This is a genomic window from Vogesella mureinivorans, from assembly GCF_007644035.1.
GTDB classification, from domain to species: Bacteria; Pseudomonadota; Gammaproteobacteria; order Burkholderiales; family Chromobacteriaceae; genus Vogesella; species Vogesella mureinivorans.
Window position 1 is genome coordinate 36,052 of the sequence record NZ_VMTV02001001.1, and the last position, 21,420, is coordinate 57,471.

22 protein-coding genes and 1 tRNA gene are annotated in these 21,420 nt (G+C 59.2%); 19 read left to right on the forward strand and 4 right to left on the reverse strand.

Features of this window, described 5'->3' with window-relative positions; genetic code table 11:
• Window positions 1-3 precede the first annotated feature (3 nt).
• On the reverse strand, window positions 4-1,167 hold the full coding sequence (locus tag FLQ44_RS22065; RefSeq protein WP_147696082.1) for an efflux RND transporter periplasmic adaptor subunit: 1,164 nt from the start codon (window positions 1,165-1,167) through the stop codon (window positions 4-6).
• A 318-nt stretch (window positions 1,168-1,485) separates the two neighbouring features.
• Between FLQ44_RS22065 and FLQ44_RS24660 the strand changes: the two genes are divergently transcribed.
• The 5 genes from FLQ44_RS24660 to murA are packed head-to-tail and all read left to right on the forward strand — an operon-like array spanning window position 1,486 to window position 5,393.
• Window positions 1,486-2,133: a TetR family transcriptional regulator gene (locus FLQ44_RS24660; RefSeq protein ID WP_147696083.1), complete on the forward strand. Its 648-nt coding sequence runs from the start codon at window positions 1,486-1,488 to the stop codon at window positions 2,131-2,133.
• Between the two features lie 46 nt (window positions 2,134-2,179).
• Complete coding sequence (locus tag FLQ44_RS22075; protein WP_147685960.1) at window positions 2,180-3,082, forward strand: ABC transporter ATP-binding protein; 903 nt, start codon at window positions 2,180-2,182, stop codon at window positions 3,080-3,082.
• Entirely contained in the window at window positions 3,082-3,837 is a 756-nt protein-coding gene (locus FLQ44_RS22080; RefSeq protein WP_147696084.1) for an ABC transporter permease, read from the forward strand. Before FLQ44_RS22075 ends, FLQ44_RS22080 begins: the two co-directional genes overlap by 1 nt.
• A gap of 40 nt (window positions 3,838-3,877) precedes the next feature.
• Window positions 3,878-4,123, forward strand: a complete 246-nt coding sequence (locus FLQ44_RS22085) for a BolA family protein (protein ID WP_017509850.1) — start codon at window positions 3,878-3,880, stop codon at window positions 4,121-4,123.
• A 10-nt stretch (window positions 4,124-4,133) separates the two neighbouring features.
• Window positions 4,134-5,393, forward strand: coding sequence for a UDP-N-acetylglucosamine 1-carboxyvinyltransferase (gene murA, locus FLQ44_RS22090; protein ID WP_147696085.1), 1,260 nt, complete (start codon window positions 4,134-4,136; stop codon window positions 5,391-5,393).
• Window positions 5,394-5,701: 308 nt separating this feature from the next.
• Here the strand turns inward: murA and FLQ44_RS22095 are convergent, their stop codons facing one another.
• Both FLQ44_RS22095 and FLQ44_RS22100 read right to left on the reverse strand, forming a co-directional pair.
• Window positions 5,702-6,259 carry an adenine phosphoribosyltransferase gene (locus FLQ44_RS22095; protein WP_147696086.1) on the reverse strand — a complete coding sequence of 186 codons (558 nt, stop codon included), beginning with the start codon at window positions 6,257-6,259 and terminating at the stop codon, window positions 5,702-5,704.
• A gap of 10 nt (window positions 6,260-6,269) precedes the next feature.
• Window positions 6,270-7,562: an NCS2 family permease gene (locus tag FLQ44_RS22100; protein ID WP_147696087.1), complete on the reverse strand. Its 1,293-nt coding sequence runs from the start codon at window positions 7,560-7,562 to the stop codon at window positions 6,270-6,272.
• A 172-nt stretch (window positions 7,563-7,734) separates the two neighbouring features.
• Here FLQ44_RS22100 and gmk point away from each other — a divergent pair, with 172 nt between their 5' ends.
• From gmk to FLQ44_RS22165, 13 genes are all read left to right on the forward strand, one after another.
• Window positions 7,735-8,361 carry a guanylate kinase gene (gene gmk, locus FLQ44_RS22105; RefSeq protein ID WP_147696088.1) on the forward strand — a complete coding sequence of 209 codons (627 nt, stop codon included), beginning with the start codon at window positions 7,735-7,737 and terminating at the stop codon, window positions 8,359-8,361.
• 63 nt (window positions 8,362-8,424) lie between these two features.
• Window positions 8,425-8,631: a DNA-directed RNA polymerase subunit omega gene (rpoZ, locus tag FLQ44_RS22110; RefSeq protein WP_017509856.1), complete on the forward strand. Its 207-nt coding sequence runs from the start codon at window positions 8,425-8,427 to the stop codon at window positions 8,629-8,631.
• A 2-nt stretch (window positions 8,632-8,633) separates the two neighbouring features.
• A complete protein-coding gene (locus tag FLQ44_RS22115; RefSeq protein ID WP_438698039.1) occupies window positions 8,634-10,793 on the forward strand; it encodes a RelA/SpoT family protein in 2,160 nt (719 codons plus the stop codon).
• Between the two features lie 4 nt (window positions 10,794-10,797).
• A complete protein-coding gene (gene thiS / locus FLQ44_RS22120; RefSeq protein WP_147696089.1) occupies window positions 10,798-11,004 on the forward strand; it encodes a sulfur carrier protein ThiS in 207 nt (68 codons plus the stop codon).
• 19 nt (window positions 11,005-11,023) lie between these two features.
• Complete coding sequence (locus FLQ44_RS22125) at window positions 11,024-11,818, forward strand: thiazole synthase (protein WP_147696090.1); 795 nt, start codon at window positions 11,024-11,026, stop codon at window positions 11,816-11,818.
• 127 nt (window positions 11,819-11,945) lie between these two features.
• Window positions 11,946-12,158: a 30S ribosomal protein S21 gene (gene rpsU, locus FLQ44_RS22130; protein WP_026108126.1), complete on the forward strand. Its 213-nt coding sequence runs from the start codon at window positions 11,946-11,948 to the stop codon at window positions 12,156-12,158.
• A 111-nt stretch (window positions 12,159-12,269) separates the two neighbouring features.
• Entirely contained in the window at window positions 12,270-12,716 is a 447-nt protein-coding gene (locus tag FLQ44_RS22135; RefSeq protein WP_147696091.1) for a GatB/YqeY domain-containing protein, read from the forward strand.
• 9 nt (window positions 12,717-12,725) lie between these two features.
• Window positions 12,726-14,507 (forward strand): DNA primase, encoded by a 1,782-nt coding sequence (gene dnaG / locus FLQ44_RS22140; RefSeq protein WP_147696092.1) that lies wholly within the window; start codon window positions 12,726-12,728, stop codon window positions 14,505-14,507.
• Window positions 14,508-14,575: 68 nt separating this feature from the next.
• Entirely contained in the window at window positions 14,576-16,504 is a 1,929-nt protein-coding gene (gene rpoD / locus FLQ44_RS22145; protein ID WP_147696093.1) for an RNA polymerase sigma factor RpoD, read from the forward strand.
• 31 nt (window positions 16,505-16,535) lie between these two features.
• Window positions 16,536-16,614 (forward strand) — tRNA-Ile (locus tag FLQ44_RS22150).
• A 393-nt stretch (window positions 16,615-17,007) separates the two neighbouring features.
• Window positions 17,008-17,337, forward strand: a complete 330-nt coding sequence (locus FLQ44_RS22155) for a cupin domain-containing protein (RefSeq protein ID WP_147696094.1) — start codon at window positions 17,008-17,010, stop codon at window positions 17,335-17,337.
• Window positions 17,338-17,457: 120 nt separating this feature from the next.
• Entirely contained in the window at window positions 17,458-18,018 is a 561-nt protein-coding gene (locus FLQ44_RS22160) for an SMI1/KNR4 family protein (protein ID WP_147696095.1), read from the forward strand.
• Window positions 18,019-18,063: 45 nt separating this feature from the next.
• Complete coding sequence (locus FLQ44_RS22165) at window positions 18,064-18,867, forward strand: class I SAM-dependent methyltransferase (RefSeq protein WP_147696096.1); 804 nt, start codon at window positions 18,064-18,066, stop codon at window positions 18,865-18,867.
• 274 nt (window positions 18,868-19,141) lie between these two features.
• Here the strand turns inward: FLQ44_RS22165 and FLQ44_RS22170 are convergent, their stop codons facing one another.
• On the reverse strand, window positions 19,142-19,786 hold the full coding sequence (locus FLQ44_RS22170; protein WP_147696097.1) for a hypothetical protein: 645 nt from the start codon (window positions 19,784-19,786) through the stop codon (window positions 19,142-19,144).
• Between the two features lie 495 nt (window positions 19,787-20,281).
• Here FLQ44_RS22170 and FLQ44_RS22175 point away from each other — a divergent pair, with 495 nt between their 5' ends.
• Complete coding sequence (locus tag FLQ44_RS22175) at window positions 20,282-21,349, forward strand: PLP-dependent cysteine synthase family protein (RefSeq protein ID WP_147696098.1); 1,068 nt, start codon at window positions 20,282-20,284, stop codon at window positions 21,347-21,349.
• Window positions 21,350-21,420: the final 71 nt, after the last annotated feature.

A 21,420-nucleotide genomic window follows, 5' to 3' on the forward strand; every position in this document is an offset into this window, starting at 1 on the left:
TGGTTAGCCGTTAGCCGGCGCAGAAGCAGGTTTGGCCGCTTGCGGGGCTACCTTGGCACCCGGGCGCAGCTTGATCAGGTTATCCACGATCACCTGCTCGCCGGCCTTCAGGCCACCTTCCACGATAAAACCGGCCGGTGTGGCCTCACCCAGCTGTAGCGGGCGCGGCTCGGCGGTGTTGTCTTTGCCTACCACCCACACCATTTTGCCCTGCTGGCTGGACAGCACGGCTTGCTGCGGTACCACCAGCGCGCCCAGACGGGTAGCGCCTTTGAGCTGTACACGCACAAACTGGCCCGGGCGCAGCTGGCCCTGCGGGTTGGCAAAGGTGGCACGGGCAGCCGAGGTACCGGTAGCCGGGTCGATCACGCGGTCGGCAAAGTCGATCACCCCGTCACGGCCATACTGGGCACCGTCCGGCAGCTTCAGGCTAACGGTATAGCGGTTACCGGCGGGCAGGCGCAGCTTGCCCTCTGCGGCCAACTTCTGGGCTTTCAGCACATCGTTATCCGACAGCGAGAATTTCACATGGATAGGGTCCAGCTGCGAAATGCGGGTGAGCAAACCGCCCTCGCCCGGCTGCACCAGGCTGCCCTCGGAGCGCACTTCGGCGCTGGTCACACCGCCAATCGGCGCCGTCACGCGGGTGTAGTCCAGGTTGATCTGCGCACTTTTCAGCCCGGCACGCGCGGCGGCGACCGACGCTTTGGCGCTGGCCAGCGCCGCTACAGCGTCGTCACGGTCTTTCTGGCTGACGGCGTTTTCCTTGAACAGCGGAATCACGCGGTCGTGGTCTTGCTGGGCGCGAATCAGGCCGGCTTCCTGCAGTTGCAGTGTGGCGGCAGCCTGGTCTACGGCAGCCTGGTAAGGCGCGGCGTCGATCTGGAACAGCAAGTCACCGGCTTTCACGGTGCTGCCTTCCGTATAAGCACGGTTCTGCAAAATACCGGACACGCGGGCGCGCACTTCTACCTCGCGCGAGCCGCTGGTTTGCGCCACGTATTCGCTGACCAGCGCCACATCGGCGGCCTGCATGGTTTTTACCGATACCGGCATGGGGGGCATCTGGCCGCCGTGGCCGCCTGCCTGGCCAGCAGGTTGGCCGCAAGCAGCCAGCAAGATCGCCAAGGGCAGGAGGGCGGCATGGTTCAGTTTGGTGGGTATCACGGAACGCTCCTTGATAAGAGAAGGGGTTTGCCTGAATGCAATGCAGGCTTATTCGATACAAATTAGCCAGGCGGGCGGCGCAGCAGCCCACCTGGCGGTGTGTGATGGTTTTCAGTGTAGCCGCTAGCTGCACAATGCAAGCGACATGACTGCATGCGCTGCAGGCCTGTTTGCGGCAATGCAACACACATTCAGGCAGCACATTGGCTATTTTGGTGCGATAATACATACATTCACGCATGTATGTAAACAAACAGTACGGCAGACACCCCGGTTTGTCGCTATCCTTACGCCCGTTTTGATACCCCTTTTATTGACATGGCCAGAAAAACACGCGAAGAAGCCGAACAAACCCGCCAGCTGCTACTGGATACCGCCGAAAAGGTATTCTGGGAGCAAGGCGTGGCCGCCACCTCGCTGACCGACATTGCTGCGGCAGCGGGGCTGACCCGTGGCGCCATCTACTGGCACTTCGCCAACAAGCTGGACCTGTTCAACGCGCTGTGTGACCGCATCGTACCGGCGCTGGAAATCATTGACGGTATCTTGCTGGATACACATTACAACCCGGCTGCGCGGCTATGGCGCCACGTGCACGCCATGTTCGATCTGCTCTATCACGACCAGCGCATGCGCCGTATCTGCGCCATCCACCACATAGGCTGCGAGCAGGTGGGCGAAATGGCCCCCCTGCTGCTGGAACAGCTTAGCTGGACACAGGAAAAAGAAGCGCTGCTCACCCGTGTACTGGAAGAAGCCGGCCAGCAAGGGCTGCTACGCCCAGGCGTGGTACCGGCACTGGCCGCCATCGGCCTGCACTCCTTGTGCGGCGGCTTGTGCCATAGCTGGATGATTGCCATCGAAAACGACACCATCCACCGCCATCTATCTGCCATGTTAAGCCCTTATTTTGTCGGGGTTTTCCGTGATGATTGCTGGCTACAGGGCGCTGCACCCGCGGCCTGATTGGCGTATACTCCGCGCTTTCCCGCAGACAACACCGCATTTGGCCATGACCCACGCGATCAGCATCGAGTCCGTCAGCAAGCGCTTTGGCAGCTTGCAGGCACTGGATAGCGTCAGCTTCACCGTAGCGCAGGGCGAGTTCTTTGCCCTGCTCGGCCCCAACGGCGCCGGTAAAACCACCCTGATTTCCGCCATGGCTGGCCTGTCGCGCCCGGATAGCGGCCATATCCGCATCATGGGCCACGACACGGTAGGCAGCGCCCGCCAGGCACGCATGACCCTGGGCGTGGTACCGCAAGAACTGGTGTTCGACCCGTTTTTCAGCGTACGCGAAGCCCTGGTCTTCCAGTCCGGCTACTTTGGCATTCGCCGCAACGATGCCTGGATAGACGAGCTGCTGCACAAGCTGGGGCTAACCGACAAAGCCGGCACCAATATGCGCGCGCTGTCCGGCGGCATGAAACGCCGCGTGATGGTGGCGCAGGCACTGGTACACCGGCCACCGGTGATCGTGCTGGACGAACCCACAGCCGGGGTAGACGTGGAGCTGCGCCAAAGCCTGTGGGCCTTTGTGCAAGAGCTGAACCAGGCCGGCCATACCATCGTGCTGACTACGCACTATCTGGAAGAAGCCGAAACCCTGTGCAGCCGCATCGCCATGCTGAAAAAAGGCAAACTGCTGGCGCTGGAAAACAAGGACAAGCTGCTGGCGCATAGCGCCACCCGCGAGATCTCGCTGAAGTTGGCCGCAGCGCTGCCCGCCAGCCTGCAGCCACTGAAAGTGCGCGAGGCGGATGGCCGCCACATCCTGCAGCTAGCCGATATTGCCCGCCTGGAAGATGTACTGCGCGAGCTGAGGTTGGCCGCAGTAGAGGTGCGCGAGCTGTCTATCCACGAAACGGACCTGGAGCAGGTGTTTGTGAAAATGATGCATGGGGGGCGAGTGTGATGCACGGCTTCATGACGCTGTTCAAAAAAGAAATCCTGCGCTTCTGGAAGGTAGCCTTCCAGACCGTGATGGCCCCGGTGCTGACCGCGCTGCTGTACCAGCTGATTTTCTCGCACGTGCTGTCGCAGCACGTTGAAGCCTACCCCGGCGTGAGCTATACCGCTTTCCTGATACCCGGCCTGGTGATGATGTCGATGGCGCAAAACGCCTTTGCCAACAGCTCGTCCAGCCTGATACAAAGCAAGATCACCGGCAATATCGTGTTCCTGCTGCTGCCGCCCCTTACCGCACTGGAGTTTTTTGGTGCCTACCTGCTGGCCGCCATCGTGCGGGGCTTGGTAGTGGGGGCTGGCGTACTGGCGGTCACCGCCTGGTTTGGCCTGCCGTTACCCAGCCACCCGCTATGGATACTGACTTTTGCCGCACTGGGCTGTGGCGTACTGGGTACACTGGGCATTGTGGCAGGCATCTGGGCCGATAAATTCGACCAGTTGGCCGCTTTCCAGAACTTTATCATCATGCCGCTGACTTTCCTGTCAGGGGTGTTTTACTCCATCAACAGCCTGCCACCCCTGTGGAAAACCGTGTCCCACCTGAACCCGGTGTTCTACATGATTGACGGCTTCCGCTACGGCTTCTTTGGCCAGGGTGATGTCTCCCCCTGGCTTTCGCTGGCGGTAGTGGGGGGCAGTTTTGCCGCACTGGCAAGCTGGTCCTTGTATTTGATCGGTAGCGGCTACAAATTACGCCAGTAAGCCCGCACCGTTTTTTGACAGCTTTCCTACAGGATTTACCATGGTTAGTGCAGACTATATCCAGAACGTCATCACCTCCACCCTTGCCTGTGAGCATATCCAGGTACTGGGTGACGATGGTACCCACTTTGAAGCAGTCATCGTCAGCCCCGAGTTTTCCGGCCGCAACCGTGTACAGCGCCACCAGCTGGTCTACAACGCACTGGGGGACCGCATGCGTGCCGAAATCCACGCGCTGTCGATGAAGACACTCAGCCCGGAAGAATGGGCGCAGCAACAAGGCTAAAAAAAACATAATGGAAAAACTGGTCATTCAAGGCGGCAACGGCCCGCTCAATGGTGAAATCCGCGTTTCCGGCGCCAAAAATGCCGCCCTGCCCATCCTGTGCGCAGGCCTGCTGACCGCCGACACGCTGAAGCTCAGCAACGTACCCATGCTGCGCGATGTGTCTACCACGCAAAAACTGCTGCAAGGCATGGGCGTTCGCGTGATGACCGACAACGTGCATGAAGTCGAAATCACCGCCTCGCAGCTGGACACCCTGGTGGCACCGTACGAGCTGGTGAAAACCATGCGCGCGTCCATTCTGGTGCTGGGCCCCATGCTGGCCCGCTACGGCGAAGCCACCGTATCGCTGCCAGGCGGCTGCGCCATTGGTAGCCGCCCGGTAGACCAGCACATCAAGGGCATGGTGGCCATGGGGGCAGAAATCTCTATCGAGCACGGCTATGTCAAAGCCCGCGCCAAGCGCCTGCGCGGCGCGCACATCATGATGGACATGGTCACCGTAGGCGGTACCGAAAACCTGATGATGGCTGCCACGCTGGCCGAGGGCATCACCATTCTGGAAAACGCCGCGCGCGAGCCGGAAGTCGTCGACCTGGCCAACTGCCTGGTGGCCATGGGTGCCAAGATCCAGGGCATCGGCACCGACCGCCTGGTAATCGAAGGTGTAGAGCGTCTGCACGGCGCACAACACGCCATCATGCCGGACCGTATCGAAGCCGGTACCTTCCTGGTTGCTGGTGCCATGACCCAGGGCCACGTGGTACTGCGCAACGCCGCCCCGCGTGCCATGGACGTGATTCTGGACAAGCTGGCCGAAACCGGCGCCATCATCGAGTGCGGTGATGACTGGATCTCGCTGGACATGAAGCGCCGCCCGAAAGCGGTAAACGTGCGCACCCTGCCACACCCTGCCTTCCCTACCGATATGCAGGCGCAGATGATGACGCTGAACACCATCGCGGAAGGCACCGCCGTGATGACGGAAACCATCTTCGAAAACCGCTTCATGCACGTACCCGAGCTGAACCGCATGGGCGCCAATATCGAAGTGGAAGGCAATACCGCCATCGTGAAGGGGGTAGAAAAGCTGTCCGGTGCCACTGTCATGGCCACCGACCTGCGCGCCTCCGCCAGCCTGGTGATTGCCGGCCTGGTCGCCGAAGGCGAAACCGTGGTGGACCGCATTTACCACCTGGACCGTGGCTACGAGCACATCGAAGACAAGCTCAACGCCGTGGGCGCCAACATTACCCGCAGCAACAGCTAAGCCCTGCCTGCTTAGCCACACAAAGCCCCGTCAGGGGCTTTTTGCTTTTTAACCTGCCAGGGCTGGCAAGCCAGGCGTAGCACAGGCAAAAAGCCGGGCAAATCGCCGATGAGGCTGGCCGCACGCCAGTGGTGAGGTGGCCGACCTGCAGCGCCTGTCCGGCGAACAGCAGGGCCTGCTGGCACGCTTCAAGCTATAAGCGCTGCACCAAGGTTGGCCGCAGCCGTGCCTTGGCACGCTGCGGCCAACCCCAACAAAAAAGCCCTGCTTGCGCGAGCAAGCAGGGCTTTTGGCCGTGACCGTAACGACTAGTGGCCGTCGAACGAGCACACGGTAAACAGCGGGATATCCAGGCCGCGCATCAGGTCGCCGCCGCCCAGCTCGGGCAGCTCGATAATGCCGGCCGCTTCCACCACCTCGGCGCCCAGGCGCTGCAGCAGCTTGTAACCTGCCATCATGGTACCGCCGGTGGCGATCAGGTCGTCGATCAGCACCACACGGTCACCCGGTTTCACCGCATCGGTGTGCATTTCCACCGTGGCGTTGCCGTACTCCAGCTCGTACTCTTCCGCCACCGTGGTGTAGGGCAGCTTGCCCTTTTTGCGGATGGGCACAAAGCCGACGTTCAGCTCGTACGCCAGCACCGAACCGATGATGAAACCGCGCGCGTCCAGGCCCGCCACCATATCGATCTTCTCGCCCATATAACGGTGCACAAAGATATCGATCAGCATGCGGAAGGTCTTGGGGTTCTGCAGCAGCGGGGTAATATCGCGGAACATCACCCCCTCGCTCGGCCAGTTCGGCACGGTGCGGATCCAGCCCTTCAGGTAGCGCGAATAGTCCAGGTTACTCAGGTTTTCCATGCTTTATGCCTTAGTGGAAGAACGCCAGCTTCACCACCCACAGGCCGGCAATCACCAGTACAGCCGGTTTCAGGTCGGCAAAACGGCCAGCCAGAATCTTGATCACGGCGTAGCTGATAAAGCCAAAAGCGATACCGTCGGCAATGGAGAAGGTAAACGGCATGGCCACGGCAGTCATCACCGCCGGGGCGGATTCGGTCAGGTCATCCCAGTTGATCTCGGCCAGGCCACGGGTCATCAGCACGGCCACGTAGCACAGTGCCGGCGCGGTAGCGTAAGCCGGTACGGTCTTGGCCAGCGGCGAAATCCACAGGCAGGCCAGGAACAGGATGGCCACCACCAGCGCGGTCAGGCCGGTACGGCCACCCACGGCGGTACCCGCAGCCGATTCGATGTAGGCAGTGGTCGACGACGTACCCATGGCCGCACCGGCGGTAATGGCTACCGAGTCGGCCATCAGCGCGCGCTTCAGGCGTGGCAGCTTGCCGTCTTTGTCCAGCAGGCCGGCACGGTGCGACACACCTACCAGGGTACCGGTGGTATCAAACAGGTCCACAAAGAAGAACACGAAAATCACGCCCAGCAGGCCTGCCGTCATGGCGCCTTCCAGGTCCATTTTCATGAAGGTCGGTTCGATGCTGGGCACCGGGGCAAAGATGCCTTCAAAGCTGGACAGACCCAGCATGATGGACAGCGCCGTCACCGTCAGCACACCGATAATGATGGAGCCGTGTACCTTGCGGTACTCCAGCGCCACGATGATGAAGAAGCCCAGGATAGCCAGCAGCACTTTCGGGTCGTGCATATTGCCCATGGTCAGCAGCGTAGCCGGGTGATCCACCACCACACCGGCGTTTTTCAGCGCGATAATGGCCAGGAACAAGCCCACACCTGCCGAGATGGCAAACTTAAGCGACTGGGGAATGGCGTTCACGATGGCTTCGCGCACCTTGAACAGGCTCACCGCCAGGAACACGATACCGGAAATGAACACGGCACCCAGCGCCGTTTCCCACGGTATGCCCATGCCCTTTACCACGGTAAAGGTAAAGTAGGCGTTCAGCCCCATACCCGGCGCCAGCGCGATCGGGTAGTTGGCCACCAGTGCCATGATGGCGGTACCCAGCGCAGCAGCCAGGCAGGTAGCAACAAACACGGCGTTGAAATCCATGCCGGTAATCGACAGGATGGCCGGGTTCACGATAACAATGTAAGCCATTGTCAGGAACGTGGTGAAACCGGCAATGACCTCGGTCTTGACGTCCGTGCCGTGCTCTTTAAGCTTGAAGAAGCTTTCTAGCATGATGACATGCCCTCCCCTCGTCTTTTGAGACGTAACTGTTTGAAAAACGCGCAATTTTAACCTGAAACGCTTGTTTGTTGCGCTGCAGTTTGTCTGAGGCAAGCCCGGCTTAACCACAACAGCGCCTTGTGGTATCCTGAAATATTGCTCAAGTTCGTTAGGAAGCGCTTACATGACGTCAGCCCAAGGCTCGATTTTTATCGTGGTAGCCCCCTCCGGCGCCGGTAAAACCTCGCTGGTGGCCGCGCTATTGCAAGCGGAGCCCGGTGTAGAGCTGTCGGTATCCTATACAACGCGTGCCCCGCGCGAAGGCGAGGTAGACGGCAAGAACTACCATTTTGTCGACCGCGCCGCCTTTGAAGGCATGATCGCCGCTGGCGACTTCCTGGAGTACGCCGAGGTCTACGGCAACTACTACGGCACCAGCGCGCGCTGGCTGCGTGAAAGGTTGGCCGCAGGCCACGATATCCTGCTGGAAATCGACTGGCAGGGCGCCCGCCAGGTCCGCAAGGTGTTCGACGAAGCCGTGGCCGTATTCATCCTGCCACCATCGCTGCCCGTACTAGAAGCCCGCCTGCGTGGCCGGGCCACCGATAGCGAAGAAGTCATCCAGCGCCGCCTGTCCGAGGCACGCATGGAGATCGACCAGGTAGCCGAATACGATTACCTGATCGTAAACGATGATTTCGACCAGGCCCGCCTGGACCTGATCAGCGTGATCCGCAGCCAGCGCCTGCACAGCACGCGCCAGCTGCAGCGCCACCGCAGCAGTATTACCGGCATGCAAACGCCCCGCTAGGGCTTTATCCGGATCGCACAATCCCTTATCTTTTTGCTTCACCCTTTGTGAAAGAGACATACCATGGCCCGTATTACCGTTGACGATTGCCTCGACCGCATCCACAACCGCTTCGACCTGACCCTGGCAGCAGCCTACCGTGCCCGTCAGGTAGCCTCCGGTGCCACCGCTTTTGTAGAGCAAGGCCGTAACAAGCCTACCGTTGTTGCCCTGCGCGAAATCGCCGGTGGCCACGTTGGCCGCGAAATCCTCACCCGCCACAAAGGCTGATTCTGCCGATGACCGCGGATAACGCCTCCCCTATCGACTACAACGCACTCGTTGACGCCGAGGCCGAGGCGTTATTTCTGGCAGCATCGCGTTACCTGAAGCCCGAAGACGTACAGCTACTGCGCCAGGCCTTCATCACCGCGCGCGACGCGCACGAAGGCCAGACCCGCAAAAGCGGCGAGCCCTACATCACCCACCCGCTAGCGGTAGCCACCATGCTCACCGACTGGCGGCTGGATGCCCAAGGGTTGGCCGCAGCGCTGATGCACGACGTACTGGAAGACACCGGCGTCACCAAGCCCACGCTGTCCGACCAGTTTGGCCGCACCATTGCCGACCTGGTCGATGGCCTGTCCAAGCTGGAAAAGCTGGAATACCAGACCAAGGAAACCGCCCAGGCGGAAAACTTCCGCAAAATGGTACTGGCGATGGCACGCGATATCCGCGTGATCATCGTGAAGCTGGCCGACCGCCTGCACAATATGCGCACGCTGGACGCCATGCGCGAAGACAAGCGCCAGCGCATAGCGCTGGAAACGCTGGAAATCTACGCCCCCATCGCCAACCGCATCGGCCTGAACAAGGTCTACCGCGAGCTGCAGGACCTGGCGTTCATGCACCTGCACCCGCACCGCTACCACGTGCTGTCCAAAGCCGTGCGTGCCGCACGCGGCAACCGGCGCGAGGTGGTGGACAAGATCCTGAAAGCCGTTAGCCAGAAGCTGGTAGAGGCCAATATCGAGGCCACCATCAAAGGCCGCGAGAAAAACCTGTACAGCATCTACAAGAAAATGCAGGAAAAAAGCCTGTCGTTTTCCGAAGTGCTGGATATCTACGGCTTTCGCATCATCGTCAAAGACAACCCCGGCTGCTACCTGGCACTGGGCGCGCTGCACAGCCTGTACAAGCCGATTCCGGGCAAGTTCAAGGACTACATCGCCATCCCCAAGGGCAACGGCTACCAGAGCCTGCACACCACCCTGTTCGGCCCCTACGGCACACCGGTGGAAATGCAGATCCGCACCCGTGAAATGAACGCGGTGGCCGAAGCCGGCATTGCCTCGCACTGGATGTACAAATCCGGCCACGCCAGCATCGACGCCGCCAAGCAGCGCACGCACCAGTGGCTGCAAAGCCTGCTGGACATGCAGGCCGAAAGCGACGACGCCGTCGAGTTCCTGGAACACATCAAGATCGACCTGTTCCCCGACGAGGTGTACGTGTTTACACCCAAGGGCAAGATTATCGTGCTGCCGCATGGCTCCACCCCGGTGGATTTTGCCTACGCGGTACACACCGACGTGGGCCACCGCTGTATCGCCGCCCGCGTGAACCACAACCTGGTACCGCTGCGCAGCGTGCTGCGTAACGGTGACACCGTGGACATCATTACCTCCACGCAAACCAAGCCCAACCCGTCGTGGCTGAATTTCGTGCAAAGCGGCCGTGCGCGCTCCGGCATTCGCAATTATCTGAAATCGCTACAGACACAAGACGCCATCCAGCTGGGGCAAAAGCTGCTGCGCCAGGCCGCCAGCGCGCTGTCAGCCTTTGAGCCGGACATCACGCCCGAGCTGGAAGACGCGCTGCTGGCCCGCCTGGGCGAGCGCAACCGCCGCTTTAGCGACATCCTGGCCGACATCGGCACCGGCAAACAGTTGGCCGCCGTGGTGGCACGCAAGCTGCTGGAGCTATCCGGCCAGCAAGCACAGCAGGCCGCGCTGGGCCCGATTGCCATCCGGGGCAACGAAGGCGCCGCTATCCACCTGTCCAACTGCTGCAACCCGATACCGGGCGACCAGATTGTCGGCATCGCCAAAAAAGACCAAGGCTTGCTGATTCACCGCGGCAGCTGCCACAACGTGCAGCGCGTGGAGGCAGAAAAGCTGCTGGAAGTACGCTGGGAAGCGGTAAAAGACCGCATGTTCGGTGTGAACATCAGCATTCTGGCGTTTAACCAGCGCGGTGCGCTGGCCGATATCGCCGCCGCCATCTCGCACGCCTCGGCCAATATCGAAACCGTCGACACGCAAGACAACCACAGCCAGGACGGCTACATCCACATTCACTTCCGCCTGCAGGTAGACAACCTGCAGCATCTGGAAAAAGTGCTGGCACAGGTTCAGCAAGTGGAAGTCGTCCAGCGCGCAGAAAGACGCTAGCACCATGCCCTGCATCCGCATTAACGGTGAAGACCGCACGCTCTCCGGGCACGTAGACAGCCTGGCCGCCCTGATTGCCGAGCTGGGCCTCACCGGCAAGCGCATTGCCATAGAACGCAATGGCGAAATCGTACCGCGTAGCCAGCATGCCAACACCCCGCTTGCAGAGGGTGATGCGCTGGAAATCGTCGTCGCCGTGGGCGGCGGTTAACTTTAGCAAGGGACCAAGCGTGCAAGACCCATTGATCATCGCCGGACAATCCTACCAATCGCGCCTGCTGGTTGGCACCGGCAAATACCGCGACTTCCAGCAAACTGCCGACGCGCTGGATGCCTCCGGCTGCGAAATCGTTACCGTGGCCATCCGCCGCGTGAACCTGGGGCAAAACCCTAACGAGCCGAATTTGCTGGACTTTTTGCCAAAAAACCGGTATACACTGCTGCCCAATACGGCAGGCTGCTACACCGCAGACGACGCCGTGCGGACCTTGCGCCTCGCGCGTGAGCTGCTGGACGACCACCGCCTGGTAAAGCTGGAAGTACTGGGCGACCCGCATACCTTGTACCCCAACGTACGCGACACGCTCAAAGCCGCCGAAACCCTGGTGAAGGAAGGCTTCGACGTGATGGTTTACACCTCGGATGACCCCATCGTCGCCAAAGAGCTGGAACAGATAGGCTGCTGCGCCATCATGCCGCTGGCCAGCCTGATCGGCTCCGGCATGGGCATCCTGAACCCGTGGAACCTGCAGCTCATCATCGAGCAATCGAATGTCCCCGTGCTGGTTGATGCCGGCGTGGGTACCGCCTCGGACGCAACCATCGGCATGGAGCTGGGTTGCCACGGGGTACTGATGAATACCGCCATTGCCGCCGCACAAGACCCTGTGCGGATGGCACTGGCCATGAAACTGGGCGTCCAGGCCGGTCGCGAAGCGTACCTGGCCGGGCGTATGCCTAAACGCTTTTATTCGGCGACACCGAGTTCGCCACGTGAGGGGGTGATTTCTTCCCGTTCGGGATGATGCGCAGTGCACACTAATACCCGTTGCCACGCATCTGGCTTTTACAAAAGCTACAACGTTGTTTAGAATACTCATTTTCCTCGAGGCAGAAATGCCTCAAGCCAAAAGATTTAAGGACCTCAGCTAAATGCCGACTATCCGCGTTAAAGAGAACGAACCGTTTGAAGTTGCCATGCGTCGCTTCAAGCGCGCTATCGAAAAAACCGGTCTGCTGACCGAACTGCGCGCCCGCGAATTCTACGAGAAGCCAACCGCTGAACGTAAGCGTAAAAAAGCTGCTGCCGTGAAACGCCACTACAAGCGTATCCGCAGCCAGATGCTGCCACCGAAGCTGTTCTAAGCTTTACGGTAGCAAGCACAAGACCGCAGGCCCGCCCTGCGGTTTTGCTATTTATGCGCTGGCTGCAGCCCTGCTGCGGCCAACCTTACCCCACCCCGCACGGACACCATCATGAGCCTGAAAGCCCGCATCTCCGAAGACATGAAAACCGCGATGAAAGCTCGCGAAACCGACCGTCTGGCAGCCATTCGCCTGCTGATGGCGGCCATCAAGCAAAAAGAAGTGGACGAGCGTGTGGAGCTGGACGACGCCGGCATCACCGCCGTGGTGGACAAAATGCTGAAACAGCGCCGTGACTCCATCACCCAGTACGAAGCCGCCCAGCGCCAGGACCTGGCCGACAAAGAAAAAGCCGAAATGGCCGTACTGACCGCCTACCTGCCGCAACAGCTGACCGCCGAAGAAATCGACATCATGATCGACGGCGCCATCGCCGCCAGCGGCGCTGCCGGCATGCAGGACATGGGCAAAGTGATGGCCTTGCTGAAACCGCACATGGCCGGCCGCGCCGACATGGGCGCCGTGTCTGCCCGCATCAAAGCCAAGCTGGCCGGCTAAGCCCGCCGGATGATCCCGCAGGACTTCATCGATCAGCTACTATCCCGCGTCGACATTGTCGACGTGGTGGATCGCTATGTCCCGCTGAAAAAGGCAGGCCAGAACTACATGGCCTGCTGCCCGTTCCACAAAGAAAAATCCCCCTCCTTCACCGTTAGCCCCACCAAGCAGTTCTACCATTGCTTTGGCTGCGGCGCGCATGGCTCCGCCATCGGCTTCGTGATGGAATACCAGGGGCTGCCCTTTGTGGACGCCGTCAAAAGCCTGGCCGAAGGCATCGGCCTGCAAGTACCACAAGAACGTGCGGCCAACCCCGAGGCCAGCCGCGCCGCGCGCGAAAAACAGCTGTCGCTGGAAAGCGCCCTCAGCCAGGCCGCTGTTTACTACAAGCAGCAGCTCAAAAGCGCCGTGAACGCCATCAGCTACCTGAAAGGCCGCGGCCTCACCGGCGAAATCGCCGCCCGCTTCGGCCTGGGCTACGCCCCCGGCGACTGGCAAAACCTGCAAGCCGTGTTTAGCGAATACCTGAACCCGGCCCTGCTGGAATCCGGCCTGGTAATCGAGGCCGAAGACACTGGCCGCCGCTACGACCGCTTCCGCGACCGCGTGATGTTCCCCATCCGCAACCAGCGTGGCGCCATCATCGGTTTTGGCGGCCGCGTGCTGGGCAAAGGCGAGCCCAAATACCTGAACTCGCCGGAAACCCCGCTGTTTGAAAAGGGCCGCGAGCTGTACGGTCTGTACGAAGCCCGCCAGGCCATCCGCAACGCCAACGCCGTGTTGGTAGTAGAAGGCTATATGGACGTCGTCGCCCTGGCGCAATACGGCGTGGAATACGCCGTAGCCACGCTGGGCACCGCCACCACCGGCGAACACGTCCGCAAGCTGCTACGCCACGCCGACCAGGTGTACTTCTGCTTCGACGGCGACAAAGCCGGCCAGAAAGCCGCCTGGCGCGCACTGGAAAACAGCCTGCCGCAGCTGGTAGACGGCAAGGCGCTGCATTTCCTGTTTCTGCCGCAAGAGCACGACCCGGACAGCTACATCCGCGAACACGGCCGCGAAGCCTTCGAAGCCGCGCTGCGCGAGCAGAGCATTCCGCTCTCGGCCTACTTCACCCGCGAGCTCACCGCCAGCGTCGATTTATCCAGCCCGGAAGGCCGCGCCGAGCTGATCAAGCAAGCCAAGCCCTTGCTAGACCAGATAGCCGCCCCCATGTTGGGCTATATCATCAAGAAACGCCTGGCCGAGCTGGCGCAGATGGAAGTCGACGAAATCGACATGCTGATGGGCCACAGCCGGCCCGAACGCAAAGGCCGGCGCGAATACCGCCTGCCGCGCGAATCCACCCGCCCGGCCAGCACACCCATCATGCGCAAGCAGATACGCGACGTGCTGATGAACCCGGAATGGGCGCTGGCCATACAGATACGCGAGAACGAAATCTACGAAGGCGAAATGGCCGCCCTGGTGGCCATCATCGAAAGAGTACAAGCCAGCGAACAGCTACCCAGCTGCGCCGTGCTGGCGGAAGGTTTCCGCCATACCGAGCACGAATCCATCATTGATTCGGTGCTGCAAGACTCACAACTCAGAAGTGAAGAATTCATCAACCCCAACGAGCTGGACCGGGAAAACTTCATGCTGGGTTTTGACAAACTCATGGACCGCTACGATGACGAGCTGGTTTCGACACTGTCTAACAAAGGCTACGAGCACCTGTCGCAAGAAGAACTACAGCTTCTGCGCACCCTGCTAGCCCGCCGCATGCGGCCAACCCCAGCCAGCTGACCGAGCCCCGTACACGTAGTTGTGATATAATCAATTGTTTTTTTCGGCTTTTTCGAGCAGGAAACCAAATGGCGGCATCTCCCGACACCAAGAAACAGAACAACGAACCGGCAACCGAGCCAATGAGCCTGGAAGAGCAGCGTAAACGCTTGCGCCAGCTGATTGCCCTGGGCAAGGAACGTGGCTATCTCACGTATGCAGAGATCAACGACCACCTGCCCGAAGACGTCTCCGACGCCGAACAGATCGAAAACATCGTCACCATGATTGGTGGCCTGGGCATCCAGGTTTACGACGAAGCGCCCGATGCTGAAACCCTGCTGATGTCCGACGCCACCCCGGCCGTGGCAGACGAAGACGCAGTAGAAGAAGCCGAAGCCGCCCTGTCCTCGGTCGACTCCGAGTTCGGCCGCACCACCGACCCCGTGCGCATGTACATGCGCGAAATGGGCTCGGTAGAGCTGCTGACCCGCGAAGGCGAAATCGTTATCGCCAAGCGTATCGAAGAAGGCCTGAAGTTCATGATTCAGGCGCTGTCCGCCTGCCCGGGTTCCGTGGCAGAGGTCCTGGCGCTGATCAGCCGTGTCGAAGCCGGCGAGCTGCGCATCGATGAAGTCATCGATGGCATGATCGACCCCGAAGCCGACACCGCCGTCGCCGTAGAATTTGCCGAGCCGGTAGAAGTAGACGCCGAGCTGGCCGAAGACGAAGCAGAAGAAGACGAAGAAGACGAAGCCGTCGACGAAGCTGCCGTGAGCGAAGCCAACCTCGAAGAGCTGAAACAAGCCGCCCTGGCCCACTTTGCCCAGGTACGCGAACACTACGCCGCCCTGCTCAAAGCCCTGGAAAAACACGGCTACGCCAGCAAACAGTACAACGAAGCCCAGGCCGCCATCACCGAGCTGTTCATGGGCGTGCGCTTCTCCACCCGCCAGATCGAAAGCCTGTGCGAAAGCCTGCGCAGCGGCGTAAACGGCATCCGCAAGCTGGAACGCGAAATCCTGGACATCTGCGTGACCCGCGTACGCATGGACCGCCAGTACTTCGTGAAAAACTTCCCCGGCAACGAATGCAAGCTGGAATGGGTTGAAAAAGAAATCGCCAGTGGCAAAGACTGGTCCGACGTACTGGGCCGCTTCAAGTACGCCATTATCGAGAAGCAAACCAAGATCGCCGATATGCAGCAGAAGTCCATGCTGGGCATCAACGATCTGAAAGAGATCAACCGCCAGATGTCGTCGGGCGAAACCAAAGCCCGCCTGGCCAAGCGCGAAATGATCGAGGCCAACCTGCGCCTGGTGATCTCCATCGCCAAGAAATACACCAACCGCGGCCTGCAGTTCCTCGACCTGATCCAGGAAGGCAACATCGGCCTGATGAAGGCGGTGGACAAGTTCGAATACCGCCGTGGCTACAAGTTCTCCACCTACGCCACCTGGTGGATTCGCCAGGCCATCACCCGCTCCATTGCAGACCAGGCACGTACCATCCGTATTCCGGTACACATGATCGAAACCATCAACAAGATGAATCGCATCAGCCGCCAGATCCTGCAGGAAACCGGCCGCGAGCCGGACCCGGCCGAGCTGGCCGAAAAAATGGAGATGCCGGAAGACAAGATCCGCAAGATCATGAAGATTTCCAAAGAGCCTATCTCGATGGAAACCCCGATCGGCGACGACGACGACAGCCACCTGGGCGACTTCATCGAAGACTCGGTGACCGTAGCCCCGGCCGAAGCCGCCATGTACGCCAGCCTGCGCGACGCCACCAAAGAAGTACTGGACTCGCTCACCCCGCGCGAAGCCAAGGTACTGCGCATGCGTTTCGGTATCGACATGAACACCGACCACACGCTGGAAGAAGTAGGCAAGCAGTTTGACGTAACGCGCGAGCGTATCCGCCAGATCGAAGCCAAGGCCCTGCGCAAGCTGCGCCACCCTACCCGCTCCGAGCGTCTGCGCAGCTTCCTGGACAACGAACCGGGTAACCAATAAGCAAATTATTTGCTATAATTGACCCCCTCTAGGGCCTCTAGCTCATGCCTGGTTAGAGCAGCGGACTCATAATCCGTTGGTGCCGGGTTCGACTCCCGGGGGGCCCACCAAGAAAGCAAGGACCTGCAGCGTACGCTGCAGGTCCTTTTTCTTTTGGTTCAAGGTTGGCCGCAGGCGGCTTGCGGCGCTGCTGCGTGAGCACAAATTCGCGAGCAGAAACCACATCACACCCTTGTCCATTATTCGTACCAATCAGCCTGCAGGTAATCGCCGTGTCACTGACAGCGACCGGCAGTCAACCTGACCTTCCGGTAAGCGTGGCAAGGCAGCCCAATCTGGCTGTGTACTTTCAGACATTAATAGCTCTAAATACTTGAAAAATAATGAAAAAATTTTTATATCATTATTGACCAAGCACACTAAAGAGCCAAATATATACCTGCTTAGGTGCATATTTCACGTTAGGCGTCATTTCCCACTTCACACAGAAAGAGTGCAATGCCATGAACTCGGTCAAGTTGTCGGCTGTGCTATCAAACCTTTCAGAGCCATGGCAACCGGCAACGGTTGCGCACTTCAATGGCAATGAAGTCATGGTGGCCAAAGCAATGGGCGCATACGCCTGGCACAAGCATGAAAACACAGACGACTTATTTTTGGTACTCAAGGGAAATATCACGATCGAAATGCGCGATCGCAGTGTTCACCTCGGCCCTGGAGAAATGCTCGTTATTCCACGTGGTGTGGAGCATCGCCCGGTAGCCACCGAGGAGGCTCATTTCATACTCATCGAGCCGCCAGATACTGCGAAAGATGGAACCACGTTTGTCTAAGGTTTCAATACCACACAGCACAAACATAACACCCAAGCCTTCCGTCGAGAGGACGTTCTCCGTCAATCTGGGGCAAGCCTCTCATGTCAAACTTTGGGCGTCGTTAATAAAGGATCTTTAATGATTAATGCGTGGAATACAATCATTGCTCATTTGCAACAAGAACGTTTGTTCGACTCCTGTGACCTCAATGAAGGTGCAACATCCGCGCAATTGGCAGATCTCGAGCAGCACATTGGTCAATCGCTTCCGCAGGCGCTCCATGCATTCTTGTCTGAGCACAACGGACAAAAAATAAGTGCCAAGCTCGGCATCTATGTGGGCCGCGAATTGCTATCGACCGAAAGCATTTGTCAGCAGTGGGACACGTGGCGCACCATTGATGAGCCCGGAATGAATGATGATTGTGCTGACTTCATGTCCTCAGCGCCACTAGGTGCAGTAAAGCCGATGTACACCAATCGATGTTGGATTCCTCTGACTCACGACTATGGCGGCAATCACATCGGTTTGGACTTCGACCCAGGCCCAAACGGTGTCGTCGGCCAAGTCATTGCCTACGGACGGGATGAGGATGAGAAGCGGCTGCTGGCAGATTCATTCAAGGAGTTCCTTCCAATTCTGGTCGCAGCGGTGCTCAACGAAGACTGGTCTTTCGCCGATGAACTTCGTGGACAGTAACTGAAGTCGGTACTCCGGCACCGTTTACCTTGACAGGTATTGACTATGAAAAGCGCTTCCACCCTGACTTACACAAATGCCAATAAAGCTGCATGGAACGCATCAGCGCACCTGCATGGACAAGGCAGCTCATGGGATGCACTGTTACTCGCCGCCAGTCAGCCCGGTTTCAATGTGCTGGGTAACTGCCTCACCGCTACGTTGACCGATTTGGGCGTTGCCGGGCGAAGCGCAGTACAAATTGGCTGCAATAATGCCCGCGAGCTGTTGTCACTGGCAGATTTGGGCGCCATACCTGCACTGGGAATAGACCAATCGTCCGAATTTCTGGCTCAGGGTGCCGTTCTGGCGTCAAAGGCCAAACTCAATCCGCGTTTGCTTGAAGCCAACATTTATGAACTCCCAGCCGATGTGGGCCAGCACGACCTGGCACTTATCACCATTGGGGTAATCAACTGGATGCCTGATCTGCAGGGGTTTTTCAAAGCTGTGCGAGGGCTGGTCCGTACAGGTGGGCATTTGGTCATTTATGAAACCCATCCCATACTGGAGATTTTTAACCCCGATGCGGCGAACCCCTTTCAACCGGAGATAAGTTATTTCGAGAAGACACCGGTGAAGATCGAGGGTGCCATTACTTATGATGGAAGTGACGGTGGCGCCGGAGAAACCGGGTACTGGTTTCTGCACACACTGGGCGACATCGTCACCGCCTGTGTCAATAGCGGGTTCCAGATTCAACGCCTTGAGGAACACCCTCACCTGAACCGCGAAGAAGATTACGCGATCTACGAAAATCGCCCGGCACAGCTACCCCTTTGCTATACCTTGGTGGCGCGTGCCCTATAGCACGGTAGCTTGGGCTGAATGGCATTCAGCTCAAGGTTTGCCGTGTTTTCAAGAAAGTCTGTGCGACTTGCAGCTAAAGGCTCGGTAAATGTTGGGCTTCTCTGCGTTCAGCCCAACCTACGCACTAAGTGTGTGAATCGAAAATGCCAAACGTTCGAAGTAACCGGCTGGCGGAGGCCGGAGGCCGGAGGCGTTGGGCGTCATTTACGGTACCCGCGGCCCGGCGGCCAAGCAGCCTTGCCGGAGCGGGTCGGCTCGAACGAAGTGTTAAGCCTCACTCGGCAGGCGGGCGAGTGGACTCGCGCGCGCTCTTGCTCAACTTTAGGATCTCTGCGTCGCTCGCCATCCGCTGAACCAATCCGCGGTACTGTTCCATGGCACTTCGCAGATCGGCGACCTCACGGCGGATGCGCACAAGATCAATAGCCGCACGGCCCTTCTCGCCGGCCATGAAGACAACCAATTCAGCCTTCTTCTCGTCGGTTTCCTCCAATGGAAACATATTGCGCAAGAAGAGTCCTGCGCCAATTCCATGAAGAGTCACCGCACGGTTCATCTTGTATCCGATAGCCGTGTTCAGTGCTTTCTCAACTTCCGGGTTGATCACCGCAAGTTGTGGCTGTCCGAAGAGAGCCCCCTGAAGCATGCGCAGCCTAATACCTTGTCGTCGCAGGGCGTCATCCCATCGCTTAATGGTGACTTTCGCTTCTTCAGGTGGCATTGCGTTGATCTTTGCGACAGGGTTGCTTCCTGCTTCGACGATCAATGCCTCGCCTTCGTCGACACAGTCCTTGAGAACAAAGTAGAACCGAAGCATGTTTTCAATGGCACTGTCTCGGTCCAACTGAGTCTTGAACTCGCGGATGCCCTTGAAGCCGCTGATAACGGCTTCGACTACCGACTTGATTTGCGCAAACATAACGTCTGTGAGGCCTAGCGTGAAATATGCACTTTTGCAGGTTTATATTTGGTTTATGTGTGTGCATAACAAGAAATGCTAATCAAATTTAGCATTCTTTTGCAAGTCATTGGTAGGTGCCAACGCTTGAAAGTACACAGTCAGCACAGTAGGTTGGGCTGAATGAAATGAAGCCCAACGTTTACCGCGTTTTTGAAACTGGTAGCCAGATACCCGGTAAACGTTGGGCTTCGCTGCGCTCAACCCAACCTACGCCCTGAAGCCCACACCCTGTGCCCACGACTTACCCACACCAGGCTTGGTGGGCACGCTGCGCTTTGCCCACCCTACCACACCCTCCCCTACCACCATCCTACCCTACCACCCCCACCCAAGCCCCCAACTGTATCCCCGTTTTGTGCCACTGCTGCCACTGATGGCCACAGTTCCGGCCCGCTACAATGGTTTGTATCCAATAAGACGTTTGCGGCCAACCTGGGCCGGCGAGGAGACACCATGACAAGCTGGCTGATGCAGGCCATTCGCAAGATCGAGGCCGATTTCAACCGTAGCAGCGACACCCACCTGATTCCGCTGGTGCTGCCAGCGGCGCCCGGTATCCAGCTGTATTTCAAGGACGAGTCCACCCACCCTACCGGCAGCCTGAAGCACCGGCTGGCGCGCTCGCTGTTTTTGTACGCGTTGAGCAATGGCTGGATTAAAGAAGGCACGCCGGTGATCGAGGCGTCCAGCGGTAGCACGGCGGTGTCGGAGGCTTACTTTGCCCGCCTGCTGGGCTTACCCTTTATTGCGGTAATGCCGGCCAGCACGTCGTGCGAGAAGGTGCGCGCCATCGAGTTCTACGGCGGCCGCTGCCACCTGGTGGACGACCCGGCCACTATCTACGACGAATCGCAGCGCCTGGCGCGCGAGCTGAACGGCCACTATATGGACCAGTTCACCTACGCCGAACGCGCTACCGACTGGCGCGGCAACAACAATATTGCCGATACCATCTTCCGCCAGATGGCGCTGGAACCGCAGCCGGAGCCGCGCTGGATCGTGTGTGGTGCGGGCACCGGCGGCACCAGCGCCACCTTTGGCCGCTACGTGCGCTACCAGCAAAAGCAGACGCAGGTATGCGTGGTGGACCCGGAAAACTCGGCCTTTTACGCCAGCTACGTTAGCGGCGACGCGCACTGTAGCTGCGAGGGCGGCTCCGGCGTGGAAGGCATCGGCCGCCCGCGGGTGGAGCCGTCGTTCATCCCCACGGTGATCGACCACATGATTCGCGTGCCGAACGTAGCCAGCTACGCCGCCATCCACTTTCTGGAAGAAGTGCTGGGCCGCAAGTGCGGTGGCTCTACCGGCACCAACTTTTACGGCGTGTGCCTGCTGATGGCCGACATGCTGCAGCGTGGCGAGCCAGGCAGCATCGTCACCATGATCTGCGACGACGGCAGCCGCTATCTGAACAGCTATTACAGCGCAGACTGGCTGGCCGCCGGCGGCCACGATATCCAGCCGTGGCTGCACAGCTACCGCCGCTTCTTTTACGATGGCGTGTGGCAGCCGCCGCAGTAAGCGCCCGCGCTGCGCAGTAAAAAGCCGATGGCCCTCGCCATCGGCTTTTTATCGCTACCTGTGCCGTGCGG